This is a genomic window from Ruegeria sp. G12 (genome assembly GCF_056533565.1).
This window is the reverse complement of sequence record NZ_JBQFOO010000001.1, coordinates 661,780-681,642: the sequence shown is the minus strand read 5'-3', so window position 1 is coordinate 681,642 and position 19,863 is coordinate 661,780. Positions and strand designations below refer to the sequence as shown.

Annotated in this window: 14 protein-coding genes; 9 read left to right on the top strand and 5 right to left on the bottom strand. The window is 60.9% G+C overall.

Features of this window, described 5'->3' with window-relative positions; translation table 11 throughout:
* Positions 1-22: 22 nt before the first annotated feature.
* Genes ACR0JN_RS03250 through ACR0JN_RS03235 form a run of 4 tightly spaced genes read right to left on the bottom strand, consistent with a single transcriptional unit; the run spans position 23 to position 4,135 of the window.
* Positions 23-556 (bottom strand): hypothetical protein, encoded by a 534-nt coding sequence (locus tag ACR0JN_RS03250; RefSeq protein WP_480884190.1) that lies wholly within the window; start codon positions 554-556, stop codon positions 23-25.
* A complete protein-coding gene (locus ACR0JN_RS03245) occupies positions 549-1,964 on the bottom strand; it encodes a sensor histidine kinase (protein WP_480884188.1) in 1,416 nt (471 codons plus the stop codon). Before ACR0JN_RS03245 ends, ACR0JN_RS03250 begins: the two co-directional genes overlap by 8 nt.
* Positions 1,961-3,031 carry a response regulator transcription factor gene (locus ACR0JN_RS03240; protein WP_480884186.1) on the bottom strand — a complete coding sequence of 357 codons (1,071 nt, stop codon included), beginning with the start codon at positions 3,029-3,031 and terminating at the stop codon, positions 1,961-1,963. The genes ACR0JN_RS03245 and ACR0JN_RS03240 overlap by 4 nt, the downstream gene beginning before the upstream one ends.
* Before the next feature lie 39 nt (positions 3,032-3,070).
* Positions 3,071-4,135 carry a patatin-like phospholipase family protein gene (locus ACR0JN_RS03235; protein ID WP_480884185.1) on the bottom strand — a complete coding sequence of 355 codons (1,065 nt, stop codon included), beginning with the start codon at positions 4,133-4,135 and terminating at the stop codon, positions 3,071-3,073.
* Between the two features lie 188 nt (positions 4,136-4,323).
* Between ACR0JN_RS03235 and ACR0JN_RS03230 the strand changes: the two genes are divergently transcribed.
* From ACR0JN_RS03230 to ACR0JN_RS03190, 9 genes are read left to right on the top strand one after another with little or no spacing between them, the layout of a single operon-like run.
* Positions 4,324-5,019: a hypothetical protein gene (locus ACR0JN_RS03230; RefSeq protein ID WP_480884183.1), complete on the top strand. Its 696-nt coding sequence runs from the start codon at positions 4,324-4,326 to the stop codon at positions 5,017-5,019.
* Positions 5,019-6,839, top strand: coding sequence for a trypsin-like peptidase domain-containing protein (locus tag ACR0JN_RS03225; RefSeq protein ID WP_480884181.1), 1,821 nt, complete (start codon positions 5,019-5,021; stop codon positions 6,837-6,839). The genes ACR0JN_RS03230 and ACR0JN_RS03225 overlap by 1 nt, the downstream gene beginning before the upstream one ends.
* 9 nt (positions 6,840-6,848) lie before the next feature.
* A complete protein-coding gene (locus ACR0JN_RS03220; RefSeq protein WP_480884179.1) occupies positions 6,849-8,135 on the top strand; it encodes a hypothetical protein in 1,287 nt (428 codons plus the stop codon).
* Positions 8,135-11,272 carry a virulence factor SrfB gene (locus ACR0JN_RS03215; RefSeq protein WP_480884177.1) on the top strand — a complete coding sequence of 1,046 codons (3,138 nt, stop codon included), beginning with the start codon at positions 8,135-8,137 and terminating at the stop codon, positions 11,270-11,272. Before ACR0JN_RS03220 ends, ACR0JN_RS03215 begins: the two co-directional genes overlap by 1 nt.
* A gap of 26 nt (positions 11,273-11,298) precedes the next feature.
* The gene (locus tag ACR0JN_RS03210) at positions 11,299-14,019 is read left to right on the top strand and encodes a virulence factor SrfC family protein (RefSeq protein ID WP_480884176.1); all 2,721 of its coding nucleotides are present in this window, start codon (positions 11,299-11,301) and stop codon (positions 14,017-14,019) included.
* Positions 14,016-15,044: a hypothetical protein gene (locus tag ACR0JN_RS03205; RefSeq protein WP_480884174.1), complete on the top strand. Its 1,029-nt coding sequence runs from the start codon at positions 14,016-14,018 to the stop codon at positions 15,042-15,044. Before ACR0JN_RS03210 ends, ACR0JN_RS03205 begins: the two co-directional genes overlap by 4 nt.
* Positions 15,045-15,064: 20 nt before the next feature.
* Entirely contained in the window at positions 15,065-16,996 is a 1,932-nt protein-coding gene (locus ACR0JN_RS03200; RefSeq protein ID WP_480884172.1) for a vWA domain-containing protein, read from the top strand.
* A gap of 3 nt (positions 16,997-16,999) precedes the next feature.
* Entirely contained in the window at positions 17,000-17,752 is a 753-nt protein-coding gene (locus ACR0JN_RS03195; RefSeq protein WP_480884171.1) for an ABC transporter ATP-binding protein, read from the top strand.
* Positions 17,749-18,951 carry an ABC transporter permease gene (locus ACR0JN_RS03190; protein WP_480884169.1) on the top strand — a complete coding sequence of 401 codons (1,203 nt, stop codon included), beginning with the start codon at positions 17,749-17,751 and terminating at the stop codon, positions 18,949-18,951. Before ACR0JN_RS03195 ends, ACR0JN_RS03190 begins: the two co-directional genes overlap by 4 nt.
* 1 nt (position 18,952) lies before the next feature.
* Here ACR0JN_RS03190 and ACR0JN_RS03185 read toward each other — a convergent pair whose 3' ends face one another.
* The gene (locus ACR0JN_RS03185; RefSeq protein WP_480884167.1) at positions 18,953-19,861 is read right to left on the bottom strand and encodes a hypothetical protein; all 909 of its coding nucleotides are present in this window, start codon (positions 19,859-19,861) and stop codon (positions 18,953-18,955) included.
* Positions 19,862-19,863: the final 2 nt, after the last annotated feature.

The following is a 19,863-nucleotide window of genomic DNA, read 5'->3' as shown; positions in this document are numbered from 1 at the left end:
GTGAAAAAAAGCGCCAGCCGCCTCATTGCGCTGCTGGGTGGGTCTGGATCACAACCCATGTTTCTGAGGGGATCGTCACCTGTCCCTGCAAGAGCGACGGATCACACAGCCACACAAACCCATCTCGGCGGCAGGCGACCCCAAGCCCCTGATCCAGTGACCCGCCAGACTGCGAGGCGAAAGCGGCAATCCCTTGCGCGTCAGGCACCTCGAATGTGCTGCCATCCAAAATCCATATCATGCCCTGTTGCGACGGAGCCGATCTTTCGCCAGCTATCTTATCGAATCGGGCGATCAGAGCCGGATCGCCACGGGCGAGAAACCGGGCCTCGGCCCGATACTGCTCCAGCAATCCCGCCGCAGCCCCGCCTTGCGGAGCATAGGCCGAGATCATTTCCAACGCCGACATCAGCAGAGGAGCGTTTTCATCCTCTACCGCAGTTTCCGCCAGAACCAGACCCGCCGCGACGCGGGCGACAGGATGATCGGATTGCGCGAAAGCTGCGGTGCAGAGGAAGAAGCCAAGGACGGTCGAAACGATGTGCTTGCTAGTCATCACCGTCCTCCGCAGGTTGGGGCAGCGCCGCGCCGTGCACATATGCGGTGACGCGGGTTCCGTCTTCGCCTGCACCCAATTCTGCCTTAAACCCATGCTTTTGCGCAATAGCCTTGACCAGCCCAAGGCCCAGACCATAGCCCGGATTCTCGGCGCTTTGGGCGTAGCGGTCGAATGCGTTTTCGGTGAACCCCTCCGGTAACGACCCGTCATTGGATATCCTCAACTCAAATTGCCCGGCCCGCCGTTGCAGATGCACCGAGATACCCGAATTGGCGGGCGCGTATTTCACCGCATTGGACAGGAGGTTGGCCAGCAGCAACTCCAGCAAATGTGTATTGCCCGCAACGCGCACCGATTTGTCGATCCGCACAGTCAATTCGCGGCCCTGCGCGGTCAGATCTTCCTCGAAGTCATAAACAAGGTCTTCGAGGATATCACCCAAGGCGACCTCTGGCTCGAACTGGATATCCGCATCCGCCTGCAAGCGAAACAGTTGCATGATCGACTGCAGGCGTGCGTCGGCGGCGTCGATGCCCATGTCGATGCGTTGGGCCTGTGCGCGCCTTTCCTCATCCGTCTCCGCACGCACGATCTTGCGGAGGCCACTGCGGATATTCTGCAACGGGGTTCGCATTTCATGCGCCAGATGCGCCGACAAGGCGCGCAGATCGGCAAAAAGCTCATCGATCTTGGGCAGCGCCGTGTTCAATTGCCGCGCCAGTTCGCGCAGCTCGGGTGCGGGGTTTTCATCTTCGAACCGAATGCGGGTCTCGCCCGAGGAATAGCGGTCGAGCAAAGTGTTGATGCGCTGCAGGTTGCGGCGATAGCGTTGCCAGTGCGCGACCTGCAGCAAAACCATCAGCCCGCAGACAAACAGCGAGATAAAGCCGGTGGCCAAGGCAAGCCGCCGGGCGCGTTTGGCCTCGGCACTGGGGGCTTCGATACCGAATACAAGCGCCACGTCACCCATAGGCAAGGCCCAGTCACTGGACGCCGCAGCCACATCGACCGAGCGCAGGTCCAGATTGATCCCGTCAACGGTGGCCTGCGTCGCTTCTTGATCAAGCTCCGCCGCTGCCCCGGGCGTGGTTTCCAGCAACACGCGCCGCTTGCCGCCACCGATTTGCCAGAGCGCCAGTTCCAACCGGTCCGTTCCCGGGAGAACGATGTTGCGCGACCGGTCAAATGCGGTGGCCAGCCCGCTGACCCCGGTGTCTTCGAGGATACGCAACATCTGCGCCTCGACGCTTTGCAGAGCCCTCTGATCCGCCCTGTCGGCGGCCGTAAACACCGAAACGCAGAAGACCGCAGCCAGCATCAGGTACACACCAAGCGCGGCGTAAAACAGCCCCTGCCCTGTCACCATGCGCAAGGGCTGCGGAAAAGCTGCGGCCCGTTTGTTCACGGTCCCGATCCTATGGTCGGAGGAATGCGCAACAGTTCTTCAGACAGAAACACATAGGCGTCGCCATCGGTTGCCAGAAACTCTGGGTACTCTTCGCCGCGCTCACCAAGCGCTGACTTGAAATCGCGCACCAGCCTGTGCCGCGCGGCTGTCACCGGGTTCGAGCCCACATCCATGAACGTCTTCTGCCAGACATCCAGATAGATCATCCGCTTGGGGATCGGCAGGCCTTCGCGTTCGGCCAGATAGATCAGCATTTCGCATTCTTTTGGCCGAAGCTCGACCCGTGTGCCACGCCAGCGCACTATTCTGTCCTTACGATTGATCTCGAGCGGGCCGAAGACCATCGTTTCCTCAGAGATCAAAGGGCGCAGCAAAACCTGAACACGGGCGCGCAATTCGCCCTCGTGCACCGGTTTGCAGATGTAGTCGTCTGCACGGGCCGTTTCGAGACCGCGAATTCTGTCCTCGATGGAATCCAGCGCAGTGAACAACAGCGCCGGAATGCGGATCCCGAGGTCGCGCAACCGGCTGATGAAGGTCAGACCATCGCCGTCGGGCAAGCCGCGATCAACGATCAGGGCATCGACCGGCCCGGCCTCGAACCGATCCTGCGCCTCTTTCAGGGTGCGGACGCGGGTTGCGTCCATTCCGGCGTCGCGCAGCACGTCGATGGCCCAGTCGCCGATTTCCTCTTCGTCCTCAACGATCAGAATGCGCGGAGACTGAGCCTGCAGTTTGAGCGCCTGAACACGGGTCAGAAACTCTTCATCCGTTCCATCCGCTGACATGACGTCGCTTGCGCCAAGGGCAAGCAGCGCGTCGCGCCGGTTGCGGAAGCTGACCCCGTGCGACAGGGAGAACAACACCAGTATCCGGGAGGCGGTTTGAGAGACCTCGGTAAGCCGGGCATCCACCTCTTGATCCGATAGCGTTTCCGCATCCAGAACAGTCACAGTCCCTTCGCCCTCATTGACGACAGACAGCTTCTGTGCGCTCAGTATTTCGACACGCGCGGATTTCTTTTCAGGAATGCCGCCCAGATATGAGACATCAATTGTGTTCATGCTAAAATTCCCAACTGCCCAAATGGTGCGGAAATGGAATTATCTGTCAACCGTTTCAGGGGCTAATACGTCACCGGTCAGCGGCAGTGGCTCTGAAATTAGCTGTTCAGCCAAAAGGCCAGCGGCTTCGAATAGCCGCTCTTTACCCGCGAAATCCGCGAATTTCCGCATATCGCTTAACTCACCGGGTTTCAGGGGAAAGGACAGCGCCTCGAAAGTGTTGCGGGTCAGGCTCATGTCGTAGTGATCGTGCTGCAAGGACGGGCCGAACATCTGCGCCATGTCGCGCATCAGTTCCTGCGACAAGGCCTCGGCATCCTTGATCAGGCCGAACAGACCACGAAAGGCACGCAGGACCGAGACCCGGTCCACCAGGTCTTTACCCGAATAGGTCGGCCGCGAACTGCCGGTCCCGAGCGAGATCAGAGCCGCCCGGCGCGCGCCCGCTTCGCGGGTCAGTCGGGTCAGCAGATAGGACGGGTCGTTGAACAGGCTGAAACCGCCATCCACCAGCCGGGTCTTACCCAAGCCCCGCAGGTCCAGCGTGATCGGAGAAAACAGCCCCGGCGCAGCAGTGCTGGCGCGCAACAGGTCAGACAGGGGCTGCTTTTCACGGCGAATTTCTGCGGACAAGATCGTATCGGTATCGCTGTCAACTGTCGTAAAAGCAACGGCTTTTCCGCGTTGAAGGTCTTTGGTCAGTACTGTTAGATCGCATTCCAACTGGCTGCGGTCCAACAGACGTCCCTGGGTGCGTTGTTCAAAGAAACTGTGCAGCAATTCGCTGTCAAAAACGTCGTGCAACAGGGGAACGGCACGCTTGCGCCGCTTGAACCCACGGGGCACGTCGCGCAGATAAAAGTCGGCGATATCCTGGGCAGACAGGCCAAGGGCGACCCCGGCGGCAATGACCGCCCCGGTCGATGTGCCTGCGACGGAATCGAAGCTGTCGCACAGCCGGTAGGCAGGGCCGTAGGCGTCTTTTCCAAGCGCCTCGAAACGCATCAGCATGGCGGCTGGGATTACCCCAAGCAGGCCGCCTCCGGAAACCGACAAAAGCGTCTTTTGAGTTTCGTTTCTTTCTGCTGTTTCAAAGTCGAACATGACCCAAATCCCTTACGAGTTTACCAATTGATAATTTCGTAGCGGTTACGGTTAGCCGTTTGAAATGACAGCTTTTGTAATCGGGTGGGCATGACATTTTTTGTAACTGATCGCAGTCGCAGAATTGCGTTGACCAATAGGGATGAGTCACGTTTACTGACTTTCGATTTGTAGGGGGTGTTTTCGTTTTGCTCCGAATTGTATCGGTCTTTTTTGGTACTGCATTGCTAGTCGCAATTGTCGCCTGGTCCGCCGCCGCGCTGGTACCGGCATGTGGTGCCGGGGATCGCGTTGCAGCCACATGGTTCGACTGGTGCCCCGTAAACAAGGCCGAACAGACCGAAGCGCGCTTGGCGGTTCTTGAAGGTCAAAACAAGATTTTGCTTGATCGTATTCTGCAGCGCGAACGTGAGCTTGCCCTGATACAATGCCAGCCCGAGGAGCCCCAACAGGCGGCCCTGCCGGAACCCGCCCCGCTGCCCGAAAAGATCGACCGTGGGGATTGGGAAGGTCGGCGCATCGGCTTGCTTGAAGGGTGTTGGGAACTGGATTCGAGTTTCGTGACAACCAACCGCACCACAGGCGTTGAAACGACATATAACCAATGGATCATGTGTTTCGACGCAAACGGTGTTGGCCGTGAAGAGATGCGCGCCGCCAACGGCAATAGCTGCGAGGGCCCTGTCACGGGCGCGTTTGACGGCAGCGGTGCGCTGATCATTGAAGAACCCGGCGATCTGGCCTGCAGCGATGGCGGCTATATCTACCGCCTGCGCAGCAGTTGCGAGTTGAACGAGGCCGGCACGGCAAACTGTGTCGTGACACAACCCGAGGTCGGAAGTTCCGCAACCGTAGAATTCCGCCGATCCACAAGAGGCAACTGATGGCCGAACATTTTTTGACCAAAACACAGATTGAACTGAAACAATGCCTCGAGGTTGATGGCGAACTGGCGATTGAGGCATTCCCGGCCCTGCAGGACGCCCTGAAAGCTAACGGCGGGGATGAGGCCGCCCAGCTTTTTGCCGAGCCTTTGCTGAGCCGCGGCAACGATCAGGTTGCGCCGTCTGTTTCGTGGTACACAAACGTTCAGGGCAACGCGACGCCATTCGGGCGGCTGGATGATGCCTCGCAAAAGGCACTTTCGGCAGAACTGACGCGCAGACTGGAACCGCTTCGGTCCGCTTTGGGAGATGAAAACAGCGGCCTGCTGGGCAGTGCGTTGCATATTTCCGATCTGAACGATGTGTGGTCCGTGGATGGCACACCGGTCATTATCAACTGGGGCATGATGCCCGCGGGGTCCAAGCACGATGCGGAGACACGGAAGGCGCATTATGCCCAGACCCTCGGGCGTTTTCTGCCGCTGGCGGCCCCCGTGGCTGCGTCGGCGAGTGAACCGCCTGAGGTGACCGCGTCGCCTCAACCTTCGCAGGCCCCCGGCCCGGCCTCGACCGCACCACCGGTTGGCGCAACAGGAAGCGCTGCCCCTCCGCCCCCGCCCCAGGCACCGCAGCCCGTGGCCGCAGCGCCGCAGAGGGTGCCTTTGTGGGCCTGGCTGCCGCTGTTGCTGTTGGTTCTGATTGCGGGTGTCGTGTTGATCTGGCTGCTGATCCCCGGCAACCGCATCTTTCCCGAACAGGCAGGCGACAAGGCCATCACCGATGAGGCCGCGCTGGCCGCAGTGGCAAGCGCCAACAAGTCGCTGGAAGAACGGTTGGCCACGTTGCAAACCGCCATCGACGGCGCGGTATGCGAGGCGGACGGCACGCTGGTGATGCCCAACGGGCGCACAATCGAGGGGCTGCTGCCGCCGAACCCCAATGATCGCACTGACATCCCCGGCGCGGTCCGGCCCGCCGAGCGGACAGCCATTTTGCCCCCCGATCCCGAACGCGTGCAGGTTCCGGACTCGGACGGCCCGAAAGACACCAAATCGCTGCTGGCCTATATCGAGGAACGCACCGCAATTGTGCTGGCCCCGTCCCCGGCGGGTCTGGGCAGCGGCTCTGGGTTCTTTGTGGGCCCCGATCTGCTGGTCACGAATTACCATGTCATCGCGGCCCCCGGCTCGACGATCTATGTGACAAACAACGCGCTTGGCTCTCTGCGCGAGGCGCAGGTTCTGAAAACACTGGGCCCGTTGGAAGCGACCGGAGGGGACTTTGCCCTGTTACGGGTCGAAGGGGCACAGCAGCCATCCTTCAACGTACTGGATTCAAACGAATCCCTACGCCTGCAGTCTGTCATCGCAGCCGGGTATCCCGGTGATCTGCTGCAAAGCGACGCGCGGTTTCAGCAATTGCGGGCGGGCGACCGGACAGCGGTTCCGGAACTGGCCGTCACGGATGGAACGGTTTCGACCGAGCAGCAAATCAACCCGCAGTACAAGGTCGTGGTTCACTCTGCGCCGATCTCGCGGGGCAACTCGGGCGGGCCGCTTGTCGACATGTGCGGTCGTCTTGTCGGTGTGAATACGTTTGTCAAAGTCGGACCGATGCGCAGCCTGAATTTCGCGCTGTCCACCCCCGACCTGATGCGATTTCTGACCGATACCGGCGCGCTGCCGACAGTTGTGACCCAGAACTGTGCGCCGCAGATTCAGCGCCCGCTGCCGCCGGACAGCGCGCAGGCTTCGGGAACGCCGGAAGGCACCGCCGAGCCTCTGCCAAAACTTCCAGCGCTGACGCCGCAAAGCGAGTGAGTTGGCGTAATGTTTGAAGCTTTCCTCGCAAACACATCGACGCAGGGCCTGTCCCCGCTTGGAACCGCACCGCAACGGTCGTTCGAGCTGATCACCGGCACCGTGCGCGACAAGCTGGGTGAGCGGCACGCTGCCCTGTTCGCCGAACCGGTGGCGACACAATATGGCGACCGGTTCGACTGGTACGCGACCACCGCTGGCGCGCCGCGTCAGTTGGACAGTTTCGACGAAGATACGCGCGCCGAGATTGAAGCCGATTTTCAATCACTCCTGTCCGATATCACCGACTACGGCCAGTCTCTGCTGGACAGCAAGGACCCCGACCAGCAGCGTCTGGGTGAGGCTTTGTGCAACGCCGTGCAGCATCCCGGACCTGACTGCGTTTATGTGTTAGAGGACGGCGACGCCAAACAGCCGGTCATGCTGAACTGGGCCTGGGTGTCCGACAATCAGGCCGCCGTGACCGGAGATCTGAGCGGGGCCGAAGGGGCCGCGCGAGCCCAGAAGAAAGCGGCGGCGCAAGCTGCGGCGACGGCGGCCTCAGCCGCCCAGCCAACCGGTCAGGACACAGCACCTGCAGCCGTTGCTACCGCAGACCGAGGTCCCGTCAACCTTTGGTGGCTGATGTGGTTTGGCTGGTTGCTGTTGCTGCTGATGATCGCCGCGATATGGTATCTGATGGTTGAAACCTGCGCCCTGCGCCTTCCGGGTGTTGAAAACTATTGCCCGCCTCCGGCCGCCGAAGCTTCGGAAGAGGAGCGCCGAACCCTTTGGCTGCGCGACCGGATCGCAAGTCTGGAACGGCAAATCGGCATTGCCGACCGGGCCTGCCAGCCTGAAAAGGTATTGGCCCCGATCCCGGACCCGAAAGACCGGACCGAGGCCGCCCCCGATGTCGATAGCAACAGGCTGACCGAACGCGGCGCGCGCGAGGGGAAGCTGACGATTTCGCTGCTATGGGACTCGATTGCCGATCTGCACATGGACGTGCGATGCCCAAACAGCCAGATCATCAATTACGACAACCGGTCTGCCTGCGGCGGAACGCTCGATATCGGCGGCAACCACGATATTACCACGGCCCTGCCCAACGCAATCGAAAGCATGTATTTCGACGCCCCGGCGGACGGGACCTATTTCATATCAATCTCTCTTTACAACCCACATGGCCAAAGCACGACGCAACCGTTTCGCCTGCGGGTCAAAGAGGGCAGCAAGATCAAGACGTTCACAGGCTCGGTTTCGCAGAACCAACCGGCCTGGACCGCGATATACGAAGTCGGAAAGGGTAACTGATGCTCAGAGATCGCAAGCCACAAATTCGTAAACTCGCGAATTTGCGCGATGAAATCACTCTGATCCCATTCTCGGGCACGCAGATGCTGGATTTCGGCTTTGACATTGCCAAGCTGGAAATGCGCCCGCTGCGGTATATCGAACGCGTGACGGGCGAGCAGGATGGTGAGAAGATCCTGACCCTGTTCCCTCTGTCCGGCGACGATACCCGCGATGCCGAGGTACTGGATGCGCGGCAGGACGATGATGATGAATACTCGGTCCGCGTCACCGCTGCGCTTGATCCGTTTCTGGACAAGTGGGTGCCCATTCCCTTCCTGCGGCAGAAAAGCCAGCGCGGCCATGCGGGTGAGTTGCAATTTGATCCCGGCCCGACAAGCTGGGCGCGTATGCGCACGGTTGAACTGGCTGAACCCGACCCGGAAACCGGGCATACTCACCGGATTCAGATTGCGCTGGACACCGCTTTGGTCGATCTGCAGCAGGATGTGAACTATGTCGCGCCCGAAAAATCGGACGCCGAAAAGGCCCGCGATTTCCGGCTGGTCTCTGAACCCATCGACATGCGCTGGTTCCTGCGCCGCCCCGAGACGGACGAAAACGGCAACATGCTGGATCATCAGCGCTGGGTCTCGGACTGGCTGAAAGAGCTGTTTCTGGATTTCAAACGCGCCGAACGCCCCGGTCGCCGGTTCGCCGAGGAAGACCTGCCCCACCGGTTCGAGCACTGGGCGCGTTATCTGGCCTATCTGCATGTGGTGCAAAAGGCCGCGAAACCGCCCACAGTGCGCTTTGCCAATACTGTCAGCCCGCGCGATGCGGTGACGCCGGTCAATGTCGATCTGGTGCTAGACGTGGGCAACAGCCGCACCTGCGGTATTCTGATCGAACAGTTTCCCGGCGAAACGCGGGTCGATCTGGCCCGGTCCTTCCCGCTGGAAATCCGCGATCTGAGCCGCCCCGAGTTCCACTATAGCGGCCTGTTCCCAAGCCGGGTCGAGTTTTCGGACGTTCGGTTCGGCGATGATCGCTATGCCAGCCGGTCGGGTCGGCGCAACGCATTTCTGTGGCCCAGCTTCGTCCGCATCGGCCCCGAGGCCGTGAGGTTGGTCCAGGGCGAAGAAGGCACGGAAACGCTGTCGGGCTTGTCCTCGCCCAAACGCTATCTCTGGGACAGCGCCGCAGTTCAGCAGGACTGGCGCTTTCACAACCATATGGACCCCAACAACCTGCCCAAGGCGGTGCGATCTGCCATGCGCCACCTGAACGAGGCGGGCGATGTGATGAAGCAGGTCCGGTATGAGGAAGAACAGCGCCTGCGTCGTCGCGGGGAGACGCCGACGACACCCGCGATCCGCCCGCGTTTCTCGCGCAGCTCGCTGTTTGGCTTTATGATGGGCGAGATCATCGCGCATGCTCTGATCCAGATAAACGATCCTGCGGGCCGGTCTCGCCGGGCGCAATCGGACCTGCCCCGACGCCTGAACCGCATCATTCTCAGCCTCCCGACCGCGACGCCGATCAAGGAACAAGCGATCATCCGATCGCGCACCCAAGGCGCGCTGAGCCTGATCTGGCACCAATTGGGTCTGGACAACGCGCAGAAACCCTATTCGACCAAGCCCGAGGTCAAGGTGGATTGGGACGAGGCCTCGTGCACGCAACTGGTCTACCTTTACAGCGAGTTGACGCAAAAGTTCGACGGACGACTGGACACGTTCATCGACCTCAAAGGCAAGCCAAGAATGGCCCCGTCGGGGGCCGAGGAACCCTCGCTGCGGCTGGCCAGCATTGATGTGGGCGGCGGCACGACCGACCTGATGATCACCACCTACCGGAATGAGGCCAACCGCGTTCTGCACCCCGAACAGACTTTCCGCGAGGGGTTCCGGGTTGCAGGCGATGATTTGGTCCACCGGGTGGTCAGTGCCATCGTCATTCCGCGCATTCAGGAATCCATCGAAGCGGCAGGTGGCGTGTATGTCGCCGAGAAACTGCGCGAATTGTTCGGCGGCGATATCGGCGGGCAGGACCAGCAGGCTGTTCAGCGACGACGGCAATTCTCGCTGCGGGTGCTGGTCCCATTGGCCGAAGCCACGCTGGCCCATTGCGAAACCTCGGAAGAGTTCGAACGTTTCGACCTGCCGGTCGCCCGCATTCTGGGCATGCCGGAACCGGTCGAGCCTGACGAGCAGACGGATGAGGAAGAAACCACCCCCGACACCGCGCCGGAAGTCGACAGCAGCGGCGAGGTGGGCTCGGAAATCCTGTCCTATGTCGAGGACGCCGCCGCCGCCTTGGGCGCGCGGGATTGGAAACTGGCGGACCTGATCCTTACGTCCTCGCGCGAGGATGTGGATGCGATCAGCCGCGAGGTGTTCCAGCGTGTCTTAGGCAATATGTGCGAGGTGATCGACCATTTGGGTGTCGATGTGGTTCTGCTGACCGGGCGGCCCTCGCGCCTGCCCGCCATCCGCTCGATCGTCGAGGAAATGCTGGTGGTTCCTCCGCATCGCCTGATCTCGATGCATCAATACAAGACCGGTCGCTGGTACCCGTTCCGCGACCCGGTTTCGCAGAAGATCGGCGACCCGAAATCGACGGTGGCTGTCGGGGGCATGCTGATCGCTTTGTCGGAAAACCGCATCCCTAACTTCAAGGTCACGACCGGCGCGTTCCAGATGCAGTCTACCGCGCGCTATGTCGGGGAAATGGATATCAACGGTCAAATCCCCGATGCGCGCATTCTGTTCAGCGATGTCGATCTGGATTCCGATGGGTCCAGCAACGACACGGCGACGGTGAACCTGTATTCCCCGGTCTATATCGGCTCACGCCAACTCCCGCTGGATCGCTGGACCACAACGCCGCTGTTCCGGCTGGATTTTGCGGATACCGGCAACCAGACGCGCCCCCTGCCAATCAAGGTCGAGCTGCGCAAGACAGATTTCGACGACAGCGATGGCGAAACCAGCGAAGACAAGCTGCGGCGCGAATCCATGCGCGAAGCGTTTGAGATTGATCAGGTCGAGGATGGCGAAGGCGGCGCGATGAAATCCAGCGAGGTTATCTTGCGCCTGCACACCCTTGGTTTTGAAGATGAATACTGGATCGACACTGGCGTGTTCCAGGTCTGACCAGCATGAACAGATGAGACGATGATATGAGCCAACAAGACGCCCTGTCCTCCCGCTGCACCGACGTCGCGCGCCCTTCGCGCGCCGCGCTGGAATGGATCAACGATCCCGAAAACGAAAAAACCGTCGAAGGCCGGGTCGCCCATCTGCCCAAAGTTCTGCGCAAAAGCGCCCGGCGCGCGGAACGGCTGAGCCGCGCGGCGCAAACCAAGATGAGCGTCAGTGTTTTTGGCCCATCGCAAGCCGGTAAGTCCTTTCTGGTCTCGGTTCTGGCTCGCCCGAACGAAGGGCGACTGGTGGCCGATTTCAACGGGCCGGGCGGAAAGCTGGACTACATCAGTCAGGTCAACCCGGCAGGCGACGGCGAATCCACCGGTCTCGTGACCCGCTTTACCATGACCAAGGCCCCGACCCCGGACGGCTTTCCGATCCAGCTGAACCTGCTGACCGAGGCGGACATTGCCCGAACCCTGATCAACAGTTTCTACGAAGACGGCGACCTGAGCGAAGAACCCCCGACGCCCGAAGCGCTCGAGGCGCATTTCAAGGCGCATTCCGGCAAGGCGCAGGGCGCGCCCACCGGTGGGCTGGACTATGAAGAAGTCTATGAGATCGCTGATTACGTGCAGAAATGGGTCAGCAAGTCGTCTTATGCCTTTAATCTCGGCGGGTTCTGGGACGAGGCGGCGGAACTCGCCCCCCGGCTTTCACCCGAAGACCGCGGTCAGTTTCTTGCGATCCTTTGGGGTGGCTATGAACCCCTGACGAACCTCTACATCAAGCTGTCAAAGGCACTGGCGAGCATCAACCATGCCGAGGTGATCTACGCCTCGCTCGACTCGCTGCAACCGCGCGAGACGTCGATTATCGACGTGAACACCCTGTCGGGCCTGTTCGGCCCTGAAAACGAGGACATGCTGTCGATCCAGACCGCTGCTGGACAAAACGGTCAGTTGAACCGCGCCGTGACCACGGCGCTGGCGGCTGAACTGGTGTTTCCGATGGACGAACAGCCCTCGCCCCTGTTTGCCGAGACCGATCTGCTGGACTTCCCCGGTGCCCGTAACCGGTTCGAAGCGCCATTGTCGGTGACCCTTCGCAACCCCGAGGAAGCGGTTACCAACATGCTTCTGCGCGGCAAGGTGGCCTATCTGTTCGACCGATATGTGTCGAACCAGGAAATCACCTCGATGCTGCTTTGTGTGCCGGACAGCAACATGGAAACGCTCAGCCTGCCGGGGCTGGTGGAACAGTGGATCGAACTGACCCATGGCGCGACCCCAGATGAGCGGGCCAAGAACGACTGTATCCTGTTCTTCGTGATGACCAAGTTCGACAAACACCTGATCGACAGCGCCTCGGGCGCGGAAGATTATGAGCGGTTCGAACGGCGCATGGATGCCTCGCTGCTCAAGGGGTTTGGTAAGGTGCCGACGTCTTGGGTGCATAAATGGGCGGGGTCAGAGCCGTTCACGAACTGCTACTGGCTGCGCAACCCGTATTATCCGATCGAGGCGCTGATCCGGTACGAGGATGATCGCGAGGTCGAAATCATCCCCGAAAAGGTGGAACGGGTCTCGCAACTCAAGGCCGGATGTCTGCAGGCAGAGCCTGTGCAGAAACACTTCAAAGACCCCGACCGCGCGTGGGAGGCCGCCCTTGGCCTGAACGATGGCGGCGTGAGCTATCTGATTGATGAATTGACCAAGGTCTGCAAACCGGAAAGCAAACTACGCCAGATCAGCACTCAGGTGGAGGCGGTCGCTGCATCGTTGCATCAGGAACTGGCCCAGTTCTACGTCTCGGACGACGTCGAACAGCGAATTGAAGAAAAACGGGTGGCGGCTGCGGGGATCATCGACAGCCTGGAACTGACCCTATCGAACCACCGGTTCGGGGCCTTCCTCAAGGCGCTTTCGGTGGATCAGGACGCGGTGCAGGATCGGATTTCGCGAGTGCCATCCTCGATCCGTATCACCAACGCGGTGGCGAACGAAGCCCCGAAACCGGCTGCTGCAGCGGCCCCGGCCGCCACCACCGCGCGCCCTACCCGCCCCGGTGCACCGCTGCGCCCCGGCGCGCCAGCCCGTCCGGCTGCGCCTGCGGCAGAGGCACCGGCGGCACAACAGGCCCCCGCCGAGGAAGAAGTCGCCAAGCCAAAGGCAAACACGATCCGGACCATGACACCGGAGTCCTTTCAGGCGTCGACGGCGGTTTCCGTTTGGATTGAAGAGCTTAACAGGTTCAAGGAAGACGAAGAACGCCTTGCCGTCTACCAGTTGAATCAGGAAAAAGCGGGCGATCTGGTCAACGAAATGATCCATGGGCTGTCGCGCACCAATGTTCAGGACGACATCATGGGGATGCTGCGCGCGATTTCCTATGGGTTGACGGTGGACAAGCAGGCACCCTCGGCGGCGATCGTCTGCTCGGAACGTATCAACAGTTTTGTCACGACGCTTGGCGCGCGGGATGTGCAGGATGGCAAGGGGCTGGATATTGATCTGGGCGATGGAAACAGCCGAAAGGCCTTTGCGCCGCGCATCGGGGCCGGCAGTGCGGAAAGCCTGCCCGAGACGCCTCGCGCGGCAGCAACCGACACCTGGACCGACTGGGTCTTTGCGCTGGACTCGCTGTTCGTTGAGAATGCCAAAGACAGCGACGCGGGCACGGTGAATATCGAACAGAACATCAAACTTGGCGGCGTCCTGACCGAGCTGTCATCAGGAACGGAGCAGCCCTCGTGATCGAGATCAGGCCAGATCCCAAGCATCCGCATGGCGGCTTTGCCGAACTCACCATCTCTGGCGCTGTAGCCGAGAGTGACCCGGTGACGGTTGCGGTGTTCAACAGCTACCAGCAAAAGTGGCTCAGCCCCGAGGGGTGGCAGGCGAACAAGGCCGTCATTCCCGCCCGGTCTGCCACGCAAGACGGCGATGTGCTGCGGCTGATTGTCGGCCCCGAGATCGTCAATCAGATCGAAGAGGACACGCCCATAAAGGTCGAGGTCGGCGCGGGCAGTTGGGATACGTATTGGCCGGATGACATCAACGCCGGACCGGATGAGGCCATCATTGGCGGCATTGGTGGCACTGGCGCAACCCCGGAGGCCAAAGCGCCCACGGTGATGGTCGCCACGCCCGAGGCGGAGAGTTCGGAGTCCGAGCTTTCAGCAACGGAGACGCTTGACGAGGATCAGAAAGCCGAGGCGGAAGAAGAAAGCGCGACCGAGGAAGGCACTGATGAAGGTAAATCCCGCTCATTCGGCCTTTTGGCGGGCCTTGCGGCGCTGGTTTTGCTGCTCGTCGGCGGCGCATATTTCTTCCTGAGCGCATCAGACAACGCAGAGCCCGAGACCGCCGTCGTTGAGCCTGAACAGAACGCCCCCACAAATAACCCGTGCGAACAATCGCAGTTGGCGGAACTGTCGTCGCAGGGCTTCAACGCACTGGCGGGCAAAATCCGCGAGTGCGGCAGCGCAATATCCCCTGACAACGCACTTGGCTTTGTCGAAAAAGCCGCCAATTCCGGCGATGCGGATGCGCTTGCGCTGTTCGGAACGCTCTACGACGCCACCGTGACCGACGACGTGATCGAGGGGCAGATCGGCCTGACCTTCCCCGATGAACCCTCGCGCGCGGCGGAGTATTATAGCCGAGCCGCCAGCGCAGGCTCGGAACAGGCGGCGACAAACCTGAATGCGGTCTGCAATCGGCTTCGGCTGAAATCCGACACCCTTTCCCAAAGCGCGCTTGAGGATTATTGCCAGTGAACCTGAGGAGCCCAAATATCATGCAACTCGCTTTGACATTCCGGCTTGCCTGTCTGACGGTGCTTCTCTGGGCCTTTGTTCCGGCGGATGCAGTGGCGCAGCAGCGTAAACCGCTGCTGCTGGAGGGCACTCAGACCATCTATCAACGCGTCCTGACCCGCCCCGGAACCACCGGGCATACGGCGGCAAACGGGCCCGTGCAGGTCACCTACCCCGCGTTCCAGCCGCTCTATGTGTTTGCGCGCGAAGGTGATTGGCTGGAGGTCGGACCAAGTCCCAACGCAGCCCCGGAAGGCTGGGTACAGGAAAACGGGACCGTCCCGTGGAAACAGAACATCGTCGGGGCGTTTACTAACTCGGCCGGGCGCAGCCGCCAGTTGCTGTTTGATACGCAGGGCGATCTGGACTGGCTGATGAATCACGAGGCACTGCGGGACATTCAGGAACGTCTGGTCGCCGAAGCCTCGGCCGGGGTCATCAACGGGGAAAACGGTGTGGTTTCGGTCGAACCGCAGGAATTCGTCAACATCAAAGATGAGCTGTACCTGATGCCGATCCTCGATTTCACCGAGGCGCTGCACCCGCTGACCTATGACGAAATCCTGATGATGCAGGTCGCGTCGGTCCCGAAACAGAAAGATACCTCGGGCGCGCAGGAACTGCAGGACGAAACCTCGGCCTTTGACGTGGGGATCGTTTTTGTTCTGGACACCACGCAGTCGATGGAACCCTACATCGCCGCGACGCAGCGGGTGCTGCAAAACACCGTGCGCCAGATCGAAGGTACGGAAATCGGCGAGTTGGTAAATTTCGGCGTGATCGGCTTTCGCGACAACACCGAAGCGGTACCGGAACTGGAATACCGCACCAAAACCCTGATGGATGTCGACCGCCGCAGTGATCAAACGCCGATTCTGGCGGCAATCGGTCAGGCGACCAATGTGGCGCGGGCCAACTCTCCGGGTTTTAACGAGGATAGTCTTGCGGGGGTAGAGGACGCCATCGACAAGATCGACTGGGACCTGACCAAGGCGGATGGCGACAAGATTGACGCGCGCTACGTGATCCTTGTCACCGATGCCGGTCCGAAAGACCCGCGCGATCCGAACGCGCGGTCGGAAATCGGCACAGTCGAGCTGCAAAAAGACGCCGAGGGCCGGAACATCGTCATCATGACGCTGCACCTGAAAACCCCGAACGGCTCGGGCAACCACGCCTATGCCGCCGGAAAGTACCGCGAGTTGTCGCGCTTTGCCGGACGGGAATATTATTTCCCGATTGAGGGCGGTTCCGAAGAAGCCTTCGAAGGCGTGGTCAGCCGCGTTGTCACCGCCCTGACCGACCATGTGCGACTGGTGCGCGGCGAGAAAACCGTTCTGAACCCCGAAGAGGCCGGAGAAGGTCTGGTCGAACTTGGCCGCGCCATGCAACTGGCCTGGCTGGGTGAGCAGAAGGGAACGCAAGCCCCCAGCGTGATCAAAGGCTGGCTGTCGAACCGCGCTGTCGAGGCCCCGGACCGGCTGGCCATCGAACCCCGCCTGCTGGTGACCAAGAACGAGATGGCTAGCATGGCAGAGTTTCTGGATAACCTTGTGCGCTTTGGCGAGACCGCGCAAAGCTCGGAGCAATCGCTTGATTTCTTCTCGCAGGTGCGCGGACTGATCGCGGATATGGCGCAAAACCCCGATCTGCTGGTCAACGCTGATGCCGATACGCTGGGCGGCGCAATGGAATTCCTCGACCGGCTACCCTACCAAAGTCAGGTTCTGGGCATGAGCGAGCAACGCTGGGCCGAAAGCGCCATGTTCCGCCGCAGCGTTATCGACGGCATGCGCCAGAAACTGGCGCAGTACCGCAAATGGCTGTTCGACAGTTCGGTCTGGACACCGCTCTATGACGGCGCGCCGGATGGTGAGCATGTCTTTGCCATGCCCTTCGATGTGCTGCCCTAGCTGATGGCTGAGACGCTGTTTCTGAGGGACGTTTCGGTTAGTCTGGCCGATCAGGACCGCCGTTTTACGCTGAGTGTGCCTGCTTTTGATCTGACCTCGGGCGAGGCGGTCGGGCTGACCGGTCCAAGCGGCACTGGGAAGACTCTGCTACTGGAAACACTTGGGCTGCTGCGCAGACCGCAGGCCGTGGAGCGGTTTCAGATCGCGTCGCAGGACGGCACGATTGATCTGGCCGGGGTCTGGGCCTCGGCGCAGATGCCCCCTGCCCTTGTTCGCGGAACGCAGTTTGGATTTGTGCCGCAAAGTGGCGGGCTGCTGCCCTTCCTGACCGTGACTGAAAATGTCGCTCTGTCCCAGAAAATTGCTGGAAAACCCGACCTGGAATGGTGTGGAACCCTGCTGGATCGTCTTGGCATCGGCGACATATCCGGGCTCTACCCCGGTGCGCTGTCCATCGGACAACGCCAGCGCGTCGCGATCTGTCGGGCGTTGGCGCATCGCCCCTCTTTCGTGATCGCGGATGAACCCACTGCGGCGCTGGACCCGGATGCCGCTGCGACCGCTATGGGGCTGCTTATTGATATGGCCGCGTCGGACGGGGCTGGCGTGATCATCTCGTCCCATGATCTTGGCTTGCTGGACCAGTTCGACCTGCGGCGCGTGACATTGAATCTGATCAGCGAGCCCGGAGCCTCTGCCGTTGTCAGCCAGTTGCAGGGCGAGACCCAAGCCCTGCAAAAACGAGACGCGTCATGAAGCTGATGTTCGACCTGGCCCTGCGCGACCTGCTGCGCCAGCGCACGCATCTGATCTGCAATGTCGCCATTCTGGCGGGTGTACTGGTGCCGCTGATGGTGATTTTCGGGGCCAAGAACGGGATTTACGATGCCCTGATAGGTCGGCTTCTGAACGACCCTGCGACTCTGCGTATCGAAACCACCGGTAACAGCGCGTTCGTCGACAGCGACGTGGCCGAGGTCGCGGGCTGGGACCAAACCGCCTTTGCCACCGCCAAAACACGGTCGGTTTTCGATTTCGTCAACGTCCGGAAGCAAGGAGAGATCGCCAAGCGCGACGCGGTGCTTGTTCCGTCGGGAACCGGCGATCCGACCCTGCCGAAGGGCATGGAACTGTCGGCTGATCAGGCCGTCCTCAGCGCCAGTCTGGCACGCCAGTTGGATTTCGCGGTGGGCGACACGGTGCAAATTTTCACGCAAGCCAGCGAGCGGAAACGGCAATTGATGCTGCCCTTGAACCTGATCGCCATTCTGCCGGATTCAGCCCTGTCTGGCCGCACGGTTCTGGCCGACATCGCCGTGCTCGATCTGGTCGAGGCGTTTTATGATGAATACGCCCTGCCCGATCACGGCATCACCGAAGGGCGCGATCTGAGCCTGCGTGTCCCGGAATTCGAAGGCATGCGCGTCTTTGCCCGCGACATCACCGAACTGGCTGAGCTGCAATCGAAAATCGAACAACGCTTCGGCGTCCAGACCGAGGCGCGCACGGCTGAGGTCAGCGGCGTCCTCAGCCTTGGGCGCAACCTGAATCTGGCGCTGATCCTGATTGCCGTTGTGGCCAGCCTTGGCCTTGCGGCAGCACTGGTGTTCGGCTTCTGGGGTGAAGTCGCGCGCAAGCGTCAAACTCTTGCGGCGCTGGCGCTGCTGGGCATCAGCCCGCGCCGCCTTTGGCTCTTCCCTGTCATTCAGGCGCTAGTCAGCGGCCTGCTGGGACTTGTTGTCAGCTTTGCCTTGTATCGGATCGCTGGGGCCGTTGCGGAAACGCTGTTTGACAATGGATTGACCGGGGACAGCGGTCTTGTCGTTCTCAGCTTCGCGCAGACCGTCGCGATCATCGGGCTGACCTTGCTGTTTGTCGGCACATCCGCCTTTTTCGCCGCCCGCAGCGCCGCCCGGGTTGACCCGGCTGAGGTTCTGCGCGAAGGCGCGACCTGAATCAGCCCCCGCTTTTATGGGTGGGAAGGTTGTCGAATATCTCTTCTTCGCTGTCGATCGGAATGCGGTTGTCACCCGGAAAATAGCTGGCCGAAATATAAGGCCGCTTGCGCCCGCCGCCCGGTTTGTCCGCAGTTTCGACCAGCGAATACAGCACCACCTGCTGGCCAGTGAAGTCCTGAAACGTCCCGACCGGCGCTTCGCCTTGATTTGGAACCGACTCCCAGTGCCTCAGCAGATCAATCGCCTTAATGGATTCCCGACCGCCGATCAGGGTCACCCCGATGAAATCGCCGTCGGTTGAGGGGTTCGTCGTCCCACGGAACTGCGCACCAGGCAGCAGCGCGGAGAGGGCGGCATTTGCGTTAACCTGCCAGATGTCATGATCCGTCCCGATCAGGATGCCTCCACCCCGCTGCGCCATGGCCGTTAATTGGTTGACAAGGATCGCCGCGCTCGACCCATTGCGGCCCGGAAAATTGGTCGTGGGATTGTGGCTGAAACTGCGAATTGCGAATGAGCCGTCCAGCATCAGGGTGCGATTTCCGGCCTGATAGAATTGTTGCAGGGCCTGCAGATCAGCCGAATTCATGCGTTTGCGCCGGTTCGCCACGTCGAGGATCACAATATCATACTGCCCGCCGCGCATGGCGGCTGCCAGACCGCCCCCTGAAAGATTCCTTGTATAGGTGACAGCGAAGACCTTGCCGTCCCCGTACTGCCCCAGATAATCAGCCATTTTCTGACGGTGCCGCGAGGTGAAATCCCGGCCAATATCCGGCATTCCGCTGAACCACAGCACACGGGTGGTCTGGTTCGGGCTCTGGTGCTGGGCAACGGCCGCCGCTCCCAAGGCAAAAAACAGAAGGACGGCAAACAGGGACCTGAAGGAATGGCTGAACCGCGACACGA

What these genes read in the sequence shown, in the direction of transcription:
- ACR0JN_RS03215 (WP_480884177.1), top strand. Translation starts at nt 8,135, where the DNA reads ATGCTCAGAGATCGCAAGCCACAAATTCGTAAACTCGCGAATTTGCGC.
- ACR0JN_RS03250 (WP_480884190.1), bottom strand. Translation starts at nt 556, where the DNA reads ATGACTAGCAAGCACATCGTTTCGACCGTCCTTGGCTTCTTCCTCTGC.
- ACR0JN_RS03210 (WP_480884176.1), top strand. Translation starts at nt 11,299, where the DNA reads ATGAGCCAACAAGACGCCCTGTCCTCCCGCTGCACCGACGTCGCGCGC.
- ACR0JN_RS03200 (WP_480884172.1), top strand. Translation starts at nt 15,065, where the DNA reads ATGCAACTCGCTTTGACATTCCGGCTTGCCTGTCTGACGGTGCTTCTC.
- ACR0JN_RS03195 (WP_480884171.1), top strand. Translation starts at nt 17,000, where the DNA reads ATGGCTGAGACGCTGTTTCTGAGGGACGTTTCGGTTAGTCTGGCCGAT.
- ACR0JN_RS03240 (WP_480884186.1), bottom strand. Translation starts at nt 3,031, where the DNA reads ATGAACACAATTGATGTCTCATATCTGGGCGGCATTCCTGAAAAGAAA.
- ACR0JN_RS03235 (WP_480884185.1), bottom strand. Translation starts at nt 4,135, where the DNA reads ATGTTCGACTTTGAAACAGCAGAAAGAAACGAAACTCAAAAGACGCTT.
- ACR0JN_RS03225 (WP_480884181.1), top strand. Translation starts at nt 5,019, where the DNA reads ATGGCCGAACATTTTTTGACCAAAACACAGATTGAACTGAAACAATGC.
- ACR0JN_RS03190 (WP_480884169.1), top strand. Translation starts at nt 17,749, where the DNA reads ATGAAGCTGATGTTCGACCTGGCCCTGCGCGACCTGCTGCGCCAGCGC.
- ACR0JN_RS03220 (WP_480884179.1), top strand. Translation starts at nt 6,849, where the DNA reads ATGTTTGAAGCTTTCCTCGCAAACACATCGACGCAGGGCCTGTCCCCG.